Source organism: Nocardia cyriacigeorgica, from assembly GCF_029868385.1.
Classification (GTDB): domain Bacteria; phylum Actinomycetota; class Actinomycetes; order Mycobacteriales; family Mycobacteriaceae; genus Nocardia; species Nocardia cyriacigeorgica_F.
The window spans coordinates 1-12,924 of sequence record NZ_JARWNX010000039.1; the positions used below are offsets into that span (position 1 = coordinate 1).

The window sequence follows — 12,924 nt, forward strand, 5'->3', positions numbered from 1 at the left end:
CGGCGGTCAGCGCCTGCACCGTACCGGCCACCAGATCGCCGATGGAGACATTGGGCCGGCCCCAACCACATTTTTCGAGCGACGCGAGCCCGCGCATAGTGTTCGCGGCCCGTCTCGTGTCCCCGCTAGCGCTGCGCACGCCGATGGAACCCCGGGTTCGGGGAGACACGAGACACCAGGGGGCCGCGAACCGCGGCGCCGCAGGCGCCGCAATTAGACATAGAACGGTTCGGCGTAATGGAATTCGCCGAGGATCTGTGCGTCGTATGCGGTGAGTGAGCGGATCTGGAAGTGGCTCGCCCAGCTCGGTTCGTCGGGGGCGATGCCGAGGCGGGTGCCGGGGACGAAACCGAAGCGCGGGTAGTAGTCGTGGTGGCCGACCAGGCCGATGAGCGGTTCGTCGAGTGCGTCGGCCGCGCCGATGACGGCGTGCATGAGCGCCGCGCCGACGCCCTCGCCCTGATGGCCGGCCAGCACCCCGATCGGGCCGAGTGCGAGGACCGGGAACGGGCCGACGGCGGCGCGAGTGAGGCAGACGTGTCCGATCACGGCGTCGTGTTGCACCGCGACCATCGACAGCGTCGGTATCCAGCCCGGATCGCTGCGTAGGCGGTCGACGAGATCGACTTCGGGGGGTTCGTCGGCGGCTCGGCCGGTGTACTGCGGGCCGAAAGCGCTGCGGTGGACCGCGGCGATGGCATCGGTGTCGTCGGCGCGTTCGCGTCGGATCAGCACGGTTGTCCTTTCTTTCCGACCATACGAAGTGTGCGTGAACCACCCCTGGTGCGCAATCCGATTCCCGCGCGGGTCGGGGCTCGACGCCGATATGCCAGACTCTGCCCATGGCAGATTCCGCGTCGCTGACCCGGGCCGAAGTGGCCGACATGATCGACCACACCCTGTTGGCGCCGGAGGCCACCACCGAGGATGTGGCCGAGTTGGTGCGCGAGGCTCGTGAACTCGGTGTGTACGCGATCTGTGTCTCGCCGTCCATGCTGCCGGTGCGGGCGCCGGGACTGGTGGTGGCGACCGTGGCCGGATTCCCGTCCGGCAAACATCATTCGCTGGTCAAGGGCGCCGAGGCCAGGCTCGCTGTCGAGCAGGGCGCGGCCGAGGTGGATATGGTCATCGATGTCGGCGCCGCTCTCGCCGGGGATTACACCGGCGTGCTGGCCGATATCGTGACGGTGCGTGAGGCTGTCGGTGATCGGGCGCTGCTGAAGGTGATCATCGAATCCGCTGCCCTGCCCGGCGAGGCGATCGTGCAGGTGTGCCTGGCCGCCGAACGTGCGGGCGCTGATTTCGTGAAGACTTCCACCGGATTCCACCCTGCGGGAGGCGCCGGTGTGCATGCGGTCGAGTTGATGGCCGAGACCGTCGGTGGGCGGCTCGGTATCAAGGCCAGCGGCGGCATCCGTACCGCGGAGGCGGCGGCCGAGCTGATCGCGGCCGGTGCCACGCGTCTCGGATTGTCCCGATCTCGTGCGGTGCTGGAGGGTTTCGCGGCCTGAACGCATGAGGGCGGCACCGGTGCGCGGTCGATACGCGGTGGCGATGCTCAGCAGGACGAGCTGCCTTCGGTCCCCGCGGGCATCTGGGCCGGTCCACCGGCCAGCTGTACCCGCAGGCCGTCATCGGTGACCTGCACACCGGTCGGCCGCATCTCGAACGGGTAGACCTGCAAACTCTGCGACAGCAGATCGGCGATCTCCTGGACCAGATCGGTGGGCAGACCGATACCGAGGACATGCGCCGATTCGATCTCGACCTGCACCGTGTCGGCGGCGACCCGCGGCTGCACCGAGACCTGGGCGACACCGCCGAGGACGTCGAGGGTCAGCTTGCCCTCGGTGGGTGAGGAGGCGACATCGCTCACCAGGCCGCCGAGGGTTTTGCCGATACCGTCATTGCTCCAGGTGATGTCCGCGGTGGAGCGGCCGATCGCGGCGCCGCCGCGGCCGTTGTCGGTGACCTCGACGTCGTGGAACTTCGCGTGCACCCGCATACCGACGGCCGGGCCGAATTTCACGTCGTCACTGTTGACGTTCACCTCGGGCAGCTTGCCGTCGACCCAGGTAACCAGCATCGGCTTGGCGCCGAAGCCGACGTCGATCTTGGAGCCCATCTCCTTCTCGAATTGTCGGCTGACACAGCTCGCGACCGAATGACGCGCGTAGGCCTCACCGCCGACCAGCACGGTGGTCAGCAGCGCGACCACCGCGATCAGGGCGATCACCAGGGTGCGGCGACTGACCGTCAGTGCGGAGCGGATCTTCGTGGGCATGGAGCAGATTCTTCCCGACGTTTCTGTGTCGGCTCTGAGGGTGCGGTGAGGGATGTCTTGTAGCCGAGACCCGCCAATTGTGACATGTGCCACAAGTTTGCCGCGTAGCCTGGTTCCCATGGCCGGTGATGCGGCGAGGCGCACTCCAGGATTCCTTCCCGATCCACTCGCGCCCGCAAGCGGGGATTCCGGTCGCGGCTGGCGGGTGCTGTGTCGGCTGGCCGGTCGCCATGCCGGGTTCTTCACCACGCGGCAGGTATTGCGCACCGGATGCGCGGATCGGGTGCGTGCCTGTCTCGGCAACGGTTCGGTGACCAGGACCGGTGTCGGGATGTTGCGCATGGCGAACTGGCCCGAGGGTCCGCTCGACGAATGCGCGATGTGGGCGGCCTGGTTCGACGGTGCGGTGGCGGTCTCGCATCAGAGCGCCGCTGATCTGCACGGGATCGGGCGCCTGCATCCGAGTTTCCTGCATCTTTCCGCGGCGGCCGGGCGCCCGCCCGTCACCCAGCGGGTGGTGGTGCTGCGCAGGCGGCTACCGAGCGTCGACCTCGAATCCGCCGGGCCGTTCCTGGTGACCACCCCCGTGCGCACGGTGCTCGATCTCGCCGAATCCGATATCGCGCAGTCCGCATTGGACGAGGTGGTGGCCGACGCTCTCGCCATCCACCGCTGCGACGCCCACGAGATCCGGGCGGCGGGAGAAACTCTCGGGACCTGGGCGTCGGTGCGGGTACGGCGCGCGCTCGCCGCCGGTTGAGCCTGGGCCCGAGGTTATCGGGGTGCGACCGCGGCCCACGGCACCGACAGCACGTTGTCACGCATTCGCCTGCGGTAGTCCCGGACCGGAAAGCCTTGTTCGCGCAACAGCTTCGCTGCGCCGCGCCAGCGCACCCGCGGCCCGAACGGCGCCAGCGGCGCGGCATGTGACCAGGCGCGATCGGCGGCGGTGAGCAGCGTGTGTACGCCTTCGCCGGGAATATTGCGGTGGATCAACACCTTCGGCAGACGTTCGGCGATATCGGAGGGGCGTTCGACGGTGAACGGATCCCAGGCCAGCGTCAGCGACAGGGGACCGGTGTGGTCGAGCAGCACCCACGCACAGCGGCGGCCGAGCTCATCGCAGGTGCCGTCGACCAGCAGGCCGTCGGGGGCAAGACCGGACAGGATCGTCGACCAGGCGTCGGGGACCGCCGATTCCGGGTACTGACGTAGCACGTTGAACGCGCGCACCAGTACCGGCCGCAGTCCGGCGAGTTCGAAACCGCCGCGGGCGAAACGGACACCGTCGCGTCCGGGCACCACCCGTTCCGGGTCGATCTCCAGACCGACCACGCGCACATCCGGCCGCACCGTGCGCAGCCGCTCGGCCAGCTCGAAAGTGGTCCACGGGCTCGCGCCGTAGCCGAGATCGACCACCAGTGGGTCGGTGGCCGCGTGCAATCTGGCGGTCACCAATTCGTCGTGGATCAGCCAGCGGTCGCTGCGGCGCAATCGGTTGACGCCGGTGGTGCCGCGGGTGATCGTGCCGACCGGATTCAGCTGGTGGGGTTTTGCTCTTCCAGCCACGTCTGGGTCACCTCGGCCTCGGCACGGAACAGATCGACGAGGTTCACCAGCATCAGCTGCTCGAGCCGTGGGCCGACCATCGGGATGAAGACCTTCGCCTCGGAGGAGAAACGCATGGTGCAGCCGGTCTCGGTGGGGAACAGATGCATGGTTCCGGTGAGGCTGCCGGGACCGGCGGGGATGGACGCGGAGTATTTGCCGGTGACCTCGGGCCCGAACGGGCCGTAGCTCTCCTTGCGGGTGATCACCATGTCCTTGCGGATCACCGTCTGCGCGATCTCGGGCAGCGTCTCGCGCGGCAGGATGTGGTGCAGCACCACCTCGATACCGTCGTCATCGGATTCGAGGCTGACCACATCGTTGGGCGAGTACTTCCGCATCTCCTCGATCCGGGCCTCCCAGTAGTCCCGGTTCGACAGCGCCGCGTACAGCTCTTTGGTGGTGTGCAGCGGGTAGCGGGCTGAGTAGTCCAGTCGGCGAGCCATGGGCGGTTACGTTACCGGGACCGGTTGTCAGGACCGAGCCGGGCGGTGGAAGCGGGGACCGGCCACAACCGGTCCCCGCACGACGCCGTCGGCGTCACAGTGCGTCAGTTCTCGGAGATCCAGGCGTTGGTGAACTCGGTCTCCTCGGCGAGCAGTTCGGTGAGGCGTTCGGCGATGGCGGCTTCGATCTTGCTGCCGAACAGCGGAACCTTGACCTCGATGCTGCCGTCGACCACGGCCGTCGACCCCGCGTCGACGCTGCTGAGGGCGATGGTGCCGCGGACCTCGGCGGGCGCACCCTCCACCCGCGCCTCGAAGGTCGCGGAATCGCCGGTCCAGCTCTCGGTGCGGGGGATGATCAGATCGCCGGGGCGAACCGCGGTGATGGCCGCGGGCAGCAGTTCGGCGGCGATGGCCTGCACCACCTCGATGCGTACCTGGTCACCGTCGACGGTGACCGACTCCAGCCGGGCGTTCGGCCCGCCGACGGCCGCGATCCGGTCCTTCCAGTACTGCTGGTCGGCGAACGCCGCGCGCACGGCAGCGACCGGATGGGTGTAGCGGGCCGTATACGCCAGGGGTGTAGCCATGGTCGGACACGCTACCGTCTGGCTGTGCGAACTTCACGGTTGGTGTCCTCGGAACAAGTGCGTGACCTGCTGTCGGGGACCGATGCGACGGTCCGCGACGGGGTGCGCCTCGCGGACCTGACGACGCTGCGGGTCGGCGGCCCGGCCATTGTCGCCGAATGCGCGAGCACCGACGCCCTGGTGGCGACGGTGCGCGCGCTGGACGCGGCCGGTGTGCCGCTGCTGCTGCTCGCCGGTGGGTCCAATCTGCTCATCGACGACGCCGGTTTCGCCGGTGTGGTGGTGCGGGTTGCCACCACCGCGGTCACCTTCGGCGCCGACAGTGTGCTCGCCGAAGCGGGCGCGAACTGGGACACGGTGGTGGCGGCCACCGTCGACGCCGGATTCGGCGGGCTGGAATGCCTGTCCGGGATTCCCGGTTCGGCCGGGGCGACGCCGGTGCAGAACGTCGGTGCCTATGGGGTCGAGGTCGACCGGTTGCTGCGCCGCGTCCAGCTGCTCGACCGCACCACCGGCGATATCGGCTGGGTCGAACCGTCCGAGCTGGGTTTCGGCTACCGCACCAGCGTGCTCAAGCACAGCGATCGGGCCGTGGTGCTCGCGGTCGAATTCGCGCTCGACCCGAGTGGTGCGAGCGCGCCCCTTCGGTATGGGGAGCTGGCCCGCACGCTCGGCGCGGCCGAGGCCGAATCCAAGCCTGCCGCGCAGGTCAGGGCGGCTGTGCTGGCGCTGCGCGCGGGTAAGGGGATGGTGCTCGATCCCACCGACCACGACACCTGGAGCGCGGGCTCGTTCTTCACCAATCCGGTGGTGGCGCAGGCCGACGCCGAGCAGGTGCTCGCGAAGATCCGCGCGCACGTGGGGGAGGCCGCGATCCCCACCTATCCCGCGCCGGACGGGGTGAAGCTGTCGGCGGGGTGGCTGATCGAGCGCGCCGGCTTCGGCAAGGGTTTTCCTGGGCCGCAGGCCGCCGCCAGGTTGTCGACCAAACACACATTGGCGCTGACCAACCGTGGAACCGCCTCCGCCGCCGATCTGGTGTCGTTGGCGCGCACCGTCCGTGACGGCGTGGCCGAGCGGTTCGGCGTCCGGTTGGTGCCCGAACCGGTCACGGTCGGCGTCGCGGTGTAGGTCGCAGTCGCTGCCGAGCCGCGATCCCGTCGATAGCTGAAACATTGCTGTCAGCGCCGAGTTGTCGAGAAGTGTCCGCCGACGCCGACGTGGGCGATCCCACACCGCGGCAGCGCTGTCATGGTCGGCCGACCGATTTGCCGGGCGTAGATTCGATGGAGTGAGCAACCGACCAGACACGTTCGGTCCGGCTGCCGCTGTGGCGGGTGTGCTGCTCGCGGTGGTGGCGCTGGTCGCCGGATGCACGATCGACCGGGGTGAAGGTTCCGGGCCCGCCGCCGACGGTCCGGTCGCCGCGGTCACCATGACCCCCGACGCCGACGCCACCGATGTGGGCCCGACCGCCCCCGTCTCGGTGACCGTCGAGAACGGCACCATCAACCAGATCGCCCTGACCAACGCCAATGGCAGGCAGGTCAAGGGCGAGATGTCGCCGGACAAGCGCAGCTACCGCACCACCGAACCGCTCGGCTACGACTCGTCCTATACCTGGACCGGCACCGCCATCGGCACCGACGGCAAACCCGTCCCGATCGACGGCACCTTCAGCACGCTCGCCCCCGAGGCGACCGTCCCGGCCACGCTCAATATCGGTGACGGTCAGGAAGTGGGCATCGCCGCGCCGATCATCGTGCAGTTCAAGGCGCCGGTGCAGAACAAGGCCGCGGTGGAGAAGGCGCTCACCGTCACCACCGATCCGCCCACCGAGGGCGCGTGGGCCTGGTTCCCCGACGACAACGGCGGCTCCCGCCTGCACTGGCGTCCCAAGGAGTACTGGACGCCCGGTACCACCGTGCACGTCGCGGCCATGCTCTACGGGCTCGACCTCGGCGACGGTAAGTACGGCGACTCCGATATCACCTCCGATTTCACCATCGGCCGCGCGCAGATCGTCAAGGCCGACGCTCCGAGCCACCGGATGCAGGTGGTGCGTGACGGCGCCGTGGTCTTCGACTTCCCGGTCAGCTACGGCGAGGGCAATGAGGCGCGCAATGTCACCCGCTCGGGCATCCATGTGGTGACCGAGAAGTACGAGGACTTCATGATGTCGAATCCGCCGTACTACGAGAACGTCCGCGAACGCTGGGCCGTGCGCATCTCCAACAACGGCGAGTTCATCCACGCCAACCCGGCCTCGCTGTCGGCGCAGGGCGCGGCCAATGTCACCAACGGCTGCATCAACCTCTCACCCGCCGATGCGGAGGCCTATTTCCCGACGGCCCGCTACGGCGATCCGGTCGAGGTGACCGGCACCCGCATCGAGTTGTCGGCGGCGGACGGCGATCTCTACGACTGGACCATCGACTGGGAGACCTGGAAGTCGATGTCGGCGCTCACCGGCAAACCCACCACGACGGTCTCCGCCACCCCGGTACCCCCGCAACCGGCGGGCGGGCGCTGAGTCGACCGGTTCAGCCGCTTCCGGGCGGGTTGTCGATGACATAGCGCCAGCGGTCGTCCGGGTCGGCGGACTGCGATCGGAAACCTAAGGGGTGTCGGGGGATTCCTCGATGAGGTGCTCGAATGCGCGCAGGTTCTTCAGCGATTCACCGCGCGAGACCCGCCACTTCCATTCCTTGCGGATGGATTCGGCGAACCCCAGTTCGAGCAGGGTGTTGAAGTCGAAGTCGACGGCCTCGAGCACCTGGCCGAAGATGCGGTCCAGCTCGTCGGGGGTGACGGCGTGGGTGGACATCCGGCCGACCAGATAGATGTCACCGACCCGGTCCAGGGTGTAGGCCACACCGTAGAGCTTGCGGTTGCGGCGCAGCAGGTATTTGTAGACGCCTTCGAAGTTCTCGTCGGGCTTGCGGCAGACGAACGATTCGATGCGCACACCGTGCTTGCCGACGCTGAGCATCAGCGTGGTCTTCAGCTTGCGCTCACCGGGCAGGACCACGACGAAGGTGTCGTCGGCGGGGCGGGTGTACTCGATCTCGCGCTCGGCCAGCGTCGCATCGATGACGTTCGCCGCCTCGGTTGCCGAACTCATCGGCGTGCTCCTGTCCGGCGCCGCCACAGCGCCCGCGATCTGGCCTGATTGTCGCCGAGGATAGTCGGCCTGCCCGGCGCGACCGCGCGGGCGCCGATTCCGGCGCGGTCGGCGGCGATGCGCGACAGCGCGGCCGAATAACTGTCCAACAGGCCCTCGGCGGTATGCGCCCAGGAGAATTTCGCGGCGTGCTCGACGGCACGGACACCCATCTGTTCGAGCCTGGTCGGCGTATCGAGCAGGGTGGTCAGCGCGTCGGCCCAGTCGTCGGTGCGGTGGCCGGGAACCAGCAGGCCGGTATCGCCGTGGCGGACCGCGGTGCCGAGCCCGCCGACATCGGCGGCGAGCACCGGGGTGCCGCTGGCCTGCGCCTCCAGCGCGACCAGACCGAAGGATTCGTTGTAGCTGGGGACCGCGACCAGATCGGCCGCGCGATAGATCCGCACCAGCCGGTCCGAGGACTGCGGCGGCAGGAACGTCACCCGATCGGCGATGCCCAATTCGGCGGCGAGTTCGATGAGTGCGTCGGGGCGTTTGAGCCCGCTGCCCGACGGCCCGCCCACGATGAGGACCCGCAGCCTGCGGTGCGGCTCGCGGTGGATGGCCGCGGCGGCCGCGCGCACGAGGACGTCGGGCGCCTTCAACGGTTGGATCCGCCCGATGAACGCGACGATCTGCTCATCGCGGGCCAACCCCAACTCGGCGCGCGCCGCCGCCTTGTCACCCGGACAGTAGCGGCGCAGATCGGCGCCCGGCGGCACCACATCGATGCGGTCGGCATCGGCGCCGTACAGCTCGACGAGCTGACGCGCCTCCTCACCGGTATTGGCGACCATTCGGTCGGCCTCGGCGATCACCTGTTTCTCGCCGATCTCCCTGGTCGCCGGTTCTGGACAGTCGCCATCGGCCAGTGCGGCGTTCTTCACTGCGGCGAGCGTGTGCGCGGTGTGCACCAGCGGCACCCGCCAGCGGTCGCGGGCCAGCCAGCCCACCTGGCCGGACAGCCAATAATGCGAATGCACCAGGTCGTAGTGGCCGGGCAGATGCCGGGCCTCCTGCCGCAAGACCTCGGCGGTGAACGGGCACAGCTGCGTGGGCAGATCGTGTTTGTCCAGGCCCTCGAACGGACCGGCGACCACATTGCGCACCAGTACGCCGGGGGCGGCTTCCTGCACCGGCGGGACATTCGACGATGTGGCGCGGGTGAAGATCTCCACCTCGGTGCCGCGACGGGCCAGTTCGATGGCGGTATGCAGCACGTAGACATTCATGCCACCCGCATCCCCGGTGCCCGGTTGCGCGAGTGGTGAGGTGTGCACCGACAACACCGCGATCCGACGGGGCCGTGGTTCCGGGCGTTCACTCACAATGTCCATACTGCATGGTGTAACGCCGCGTTCAGGTGCCCGCTTCCCGGCGAGTGACAGCCATCACAAACCGGTGGTGAGGGCGGTCACGCGGACCGCGGCGGGGTCGCTGGTCCGCGTGGCGCGGTCGGTGTCGGGGCGGTGGTCGCCGTGACCGGTCGGGGGTCTGGGTCGGTCGCGCATGCCCGAGCGGCCGGGCGGCGCCGGTCCGGGTCAGAGGTCGTCGATGAACTCGCCGACCTCACCGACGAAGCGTTCGCGGTCTTCGATGAACAGGCCGTGCTGGGCGTCCGCCCAGAACGAGGTGCGCGATTTCGGCGCCAGTTCGGCGATGTATCGGCCGTTGTCGATCGGCACGACCGGATCGGCGGTGCCGTGCAGCACCAGCACCGGAATGTCCAGGCCGCGCAGGGTCTCGGAGTTGTCCACCGTGCGGTAGAACAGCGCCTTGCGCACGAACGGCGGCGTCGACAGACTCGCGCCGAACAGTCGCTGGGCGTCGCCGCCCTTGTCCGCGCCCGGCCCGGTATTCGAGTTGCCGAAGGCCGCGAATCCGCGCATTGCCCGGCCCGCGCTCTCCTCGAAAACCGACGGAATCGCGGTCTCCATGGCCGGGCCGACCGCGGCGCCGGGGATGTCGGGACCGATATTGGCCAGCGATCCGGTGTAGATCACACCCGCCACCGCGCCGGTTCCGTACGCGGTCAGATAGTCGCTGATCGCGATGCCGCCATAGGACCAGCCGAGCAGAACTGCGCCGGATTCGATGGATTCGGCGGTGAGCACGGCAGCCAGATCGGCGGCCCAGTTCTTCGGATCGTCGTAGCCGGTCGCCGGTGCGTCCGAGTAGCCGTGCCCACGCAGATCCACCGCGATCACCCGGTACCGCTCGGCCAGATCATCGGCCGCCCGCCCCCAGCACCGCAGATTCGCCGACCAGCCGTGCAGCAGCACCAGCGGCCTGCCCTCGGCCGGACCGAGGACGCGGTAGACGATGCGTGTTCCGTCGGCACTGACGACTTCCCGAATAGCCATGCCCGTCAGGCTAGCGTTTCGCCGGTGTCGGTCGCGGCTCTGACCGGGCGTTCGGTACGGGCCGGTTTAGGCTTGGCGCATGAGCGAGCCAACGATCAACGCTGCCACCAGCGTGCGCGTGCCGGGGCCGAGTGTGGGCGAGGTGCGGGCATGAGCGCGCGCACCGCTGTCGTCACGGGAGCCAGCTCGGGAATCGGCGAGGCCACTGCGAGGGAGCTGGCGAAGCAGGGGTATCACGTCTACGTCGGGGCGCGCAGGCTCGACCGGCTCCAGCGGCTTGCCGCCGAGATCGGTGGTACCGCACTCGAACTCGATGTGACCTCCGAGGATTCCGTGCGCGCGTTCACCGACGCGATCGACCGGGTGGACGTGCTGGTGAACAATGCGGGCGGGGCGAAGGGCCTCGCGACCGTCGCCGACGCCGATCTCGATGACTGGCGCTGGATGTGGGAGACCAATGTCCTCGGCACCCTGCGCGTGACCAAGGCACTGCTGCCCAAGCTGATCGACTCCGGTGACGGGCTCATCGTCACCATCACCTCGGTCGCCGCCTTCCACGCCTACGACAACGGCTCCGGCTACACCTCCGCCAAGCACGCCCAGGCCGTACTGCACCGCACCCTGCGCGGCGAACTGCTCGGCAAACCGGTCCGGCTCACCGAAATCGCCCCCGGCGCGGTGGAAACCGAATTCTCCCTCGTCCGCTTCGAGGGCGACGAGGAGCGCGCCGCCAAGGTCTACGAAGGCATCGACCCGCTCGTCGCCGAGGACATCGCCGAGATCGTCGCCTTCACCGCCTCCCGCCCACCACACGTCAACCTCGACCAGATCATCGTCAAACCCCGCGACCAGGCCGATCCGGGCCGCTTCGCCCGCCGCACCTGACGAGTGGCTCCTGGCTGCGGGCGCTTCTCGCGAAACGCCGCAGCCGGGTGCCGCTCGCGGGTTCGCGCACGGGGTCGGTTGGCGCGCCTTGACCTGAAGTGTGGTTGAGGTAGCAGGCTGGTGGTCATGAGTGCGATTGCATCCGAACCGCCCGTCGTCGAGGACACCACTACCGACCATGCCGCTGATATCAGTGCGATCGAAGGGCTGATCGCCGATGTGGAGACCGGCTACAACACCAACGATGCCGAACTGATGATCAGCGGTTTCACCGCGAACGCCGCGGCGGGCAATGCGGTGGGCATGGTGATCACCGGCCGCGACGCGCTGCTCGACTCCGGGCGTCGTGGGCTGGCGGGTTTCCTGAAGAACGAGTACGTCCGCTACGAGATCACCGACATCACCTTCCTCCGCCCGGACGTCGCCGTCGCGCACAAGGCGGCGCGAGCCACCACCGCCGACGGCACGCTCATCGATCAGGACCCCGCCATGGTCGCCCTCTACGTTCTGGTCAAGGAGGGCGAGCGCTGGTGGGTCGCCGCCCGCCACAACACCCTGGTTCCCGCTGCCTGATCGCCCCGTGGGGAGACGGCTCCGCAGTCGGTTTCGGAAGGTGGAGTTCCTCGTCCACACTTTGCGTGAGCTGCGGATTGCCGTCCGCGGCCTGGAACCTCGGCAGCGATGTCACACTCGCCGGGCCTACTTCGTCGATCGGATGAGTAAGGGAACCTGATCGAGGAGGCAGTGATGCGGATTGCAGTGCTCGGAGCCAGCGGGCGGATCGGCCGTGAGGTCGTGGATGTGCTGACGAACCAGGGGCACGAGGTTTCCGAGGTGACCCGGACGGCGGGGGTCGACGCGTACACCGGCGCCGGGTTGCGTGCGGCGCTCGACGGAGCGGACGTCGTGGTGGACGCGACCAACGCGTCGACCACCGAAACCGCTGCGGTACAGGACTTCTTCGGCACCATCGCCCGGAATGTGCAGCAGGCGGCGTCCGCGGCGGGGGTGCGGCGGATCGCGCTGGTGTCGATCATCGGCATCGATGCGTTCACCGCCGGTCACTATGCGGGCAAGCTCGCGCATGAGCGCGCCTACCGAGAGGGTCCGCTGCCGGTGCGGATCCTGCGGGCCGCGCAGTTCCACGAGTTCACCGAGATGATGTTGGAGTGGACCACCCGTGGTGACAGCGCCTACGTCCCGGCGATGCGCACCCACCTCGTCGCCGCGCGCACCGTGGCCGAGCAGCTGGCGCGGATCGCGCTCGCGGATTCGGCCCCCGAGACCACCGATATCGCCGGTCCGGAGGAACTGAATCTGGCGGCGGCGGTCGCACGCCTGGCTGCCCGCCGCGGCGCACCGGCGCGGGTGCAGGAGATCATCGACGCCGACGACCCGAACCGGGATCTGCAAGCCGGTGGCGCCCTGCTGCCCGGCCCCGATGCGATCATCGCGGGCCCGACCTTCGAGCAGTGGCTCGATCGGCACTACCCCGCGAACGCTTAGTCACGCGGATCTCGGCGCCGCCGGATCGCCCCTTGCCTCGGTGACCACGAGGGAGCATGGTGAAGGGCACCGGTGGCGC

At 68.8% G+C, this 12,924-nt stretch carries 15 protein-coding genes; 7 read left to right on the top strand and 8 right to left on the bottom strand.

What is annotated here, in order from left to right; all coding sequences use genetic code 11:
- Positions 1-213 precede the first annotated feature (213 nt).
- The gene (locus QH168_RS09330) at positions 214-735 is read right to left on the bottom strand and encodes a GNAT family N-acetyltransferase (protein WP_280234126.1); all 522 of its coding nucleotides are present in this window, start codon (positions 733-735) and stop codon (positions 214-216) included.
- Positions 736-842: 107 nt separating this feature from the next.
- Here QH168_RS09330 and deoC point away from each other — a divergent pair, with 107 nt between their 5' ends.
- Positions 843-1,511: a deoxyribose-phosphate aldolase gene (gene deoC, locus QH168_RS09335; protein ID WP_280234127.1), complete on the top strand. Its 669-nt coding sequence runs from the start codon at positions 843-845 to the stop codon at positions 1,509-1,511.
- Positions 1,512-1,558: 47 nt separating this feature from the next.
- On the opposite strand, the gene QH168_RS09340 is transcribed toward deoC, so the two are convergent.
- Entirely contained in the window at positions 1,559-2,284 is a 726-nt protein-coding gene (locus QH168_RS09340; protein WP_280234128.1) for an LmeA family phospholipid-binding protein, read from the bottom strand.
- 118 nt (positions 2,285-2,402) lie between these two features.
- Between QH168_RS09340 and QH168_RS09345 the strand changes: the two genes are divergently transcribed.
- The gene (locus QH168_RS09345) at positions 2,403-3,044 is read left to right on the top strand and encodes a hypothetical protein (protein WP_280234129.1); all 642 of its coding nucleotides are present in this window, start codon (positions 2,403-2,405) and stop codon (positions 3,042-3,044) included.
- A 14-nt stretch (positions 3,045-3,058) separates the two neighbouring features.
- On the opposite strand, the gene QH168_RS09350 is transcribed toward QH168_RS09345, so the two are convergent.
- The 3 genes from QH168_RS09350 to QH168_RS09360 form a co-directional block, all read right to left on the bottom strand.
- Positions 3,059-3,853 (bottom strand): class I SAM-dependent methyltransferase, encoded by a 795-nt coding sequence (locus QH168_RS09350; protein ID WP_280234130.1) that lies wholly within the window; start codon positions 3,851-3,853, stop codon positions 3,059-3,061.
- The gene (locus QH168_RS09355; RefSeq protein WP_280234131.1) at positions 3,823-4,338 is read right to left on the bottom strand and encodes a DUF2505 domain-containing protein; all 516 of its coding nucleotides are present in this window, start codon (positions 4,336-4,338) and stop codon (positions 3,823-3,825) included. Before QH168_RS09355 ends, QH168_RS09350 begins: the two co-directional genes overlap by 31 nt.
- A 104-nt stretch (positions 4,339-4,442) precedes the next feature.
- The gene (locus tag QH168_RS09360; RefSeq protein ID WP_280234132.1) at positions 4,443-4,928 is read right to left on the bottom strand and encodes a DUF2505 domain-containing protein; all 486 of its coding nucleotides are present in this window, start codon (positions 4,926-4,928) and stop codon (positions 4,443-4,445) included.
- A gap of 42 nt (positions 4,929-4,970) precedes the next feature.
- Here QH168_RS09360 and QH168_RS09365 point away from each other — a divergent pair, with 42 nt between their 5' ends.
- Both QH168_RS09365 and QH168_RS09370 read left to right on the top strand, forming a co-directional pair.
- Positions 4,971-6,059, top strand: a complete 1,089-nt coding sequence (locus tag QH168_RS09365) for a UDP-N-acetylmuramate dehydrogenase (RefSeq protein WP_432421068.1) — start codon at positions 4,971-4,973, stop codon at positions 6,057-6,059.
- Between the two features lie 160 nt (positions 6,060-6,219).
- Positions 6,220-7,461, top strand: a complete 1,242-nt coding sequence (locus QH168_RS09370; protein ID WP_280234133.1) for a L,D-transpeptidase — start codon at positions 6,220-6,222, stop codon at positions 7,459-7,461.
- A gap of 84 nt (positions 7,462-7,545) precedes the next feature.
- Here QH168_RS09370 and QH168_RS09375 read toward each other — a convergent pair whose 3' ends face one another.
- The 3 genes from QH168_RS09375 to QH168_RS09385 all read right to left on the bottom strand — a co-directional run bounded on the left by QH168_RS09375 (position 7,546) and on the right by QH168_RS09385 (position 10,454).
- A complete protein-coding gene (locus QH168_RS09375; RefSeq protein ID WP_280234134.1) occupies positions 7,546-8,052 on the bottom strand; it encodes a YbjN domain-containing protein in 507 nt (168 codons plus the stop codon).
- Positions 8,049-9,428, bottom strand: a complete 1,380-nt coding sequence (gene mshA / locus QH168_RS09380; RefSeq protein WP_280234135.1) for a D-inositol-3-phosphate glycosyltransferase — start codon at positions 9,426-9,428, stop codon at positions 8,049-8,051. The genes QH168_RS09375 and mshA overlap by 4 nt, the downstream gene beginning before the upstream one ends.
- 204 nt (positions 9,429-9,632) lie before the next feature.
- Positions 9,633-10,454, bottom strand: a complete 822-nt coding sequence (locus QH168_RS09385; RefSeq protein WP_280234136.1) for an alpha/beta fold hydrolase — start codon at positions 10,452-10,454, stop codon at positions 9,633-9,635.
- Positions 10,455-10,604: 150 nt separating this feature from the next.
- Between QH168_RS09385 and QH168_RS09390 the strand changes: the two genes are divergently transcribed.
- The 3 genes from QH168_RS09390 (at position 10,605) to QH168_RS09400 (ending at position 12,845) form a co-directional block, all read left to right on the top strand.
- Positions 10,605-11,339 (top strand): SDR family NAD(P)-dependent oxidoreductase, encoded by a 735-nt coding sequence (locus QH168_RS09390; RefSeq protein ID WP_280234137.1) that lies wholly within the window; start codon positions 10,605-10,607, stop codon positions 11,337-11,339.
- Positions 11,340-11,465: 126 nt separating this feature from the next.
- On the top strand, positions 11,466-11,912 hold the full coding sequence (locus tag QH168_RS09395; RefSeq protein WP_280234138.1) for an SgcJ/EcaC family oxidoreductase: 447 nt from the start codon (positions 11,466-11,468) through the stop codon (positions 11,910-11,912).
- A gap of 174 nt (positions 11,913-12,086) precedes the next feature.
- Entirely contained in the window at positions 12,087-12,845 is a 759-nt protein-coding gene (locus tag QH168_RS09400) for an SDR family oxidoreductase (RefSeq protein WP_280234139.1), read from the top strand.
- Positions 12,846-12,924 lie beyond the last annotated feature (79 nt).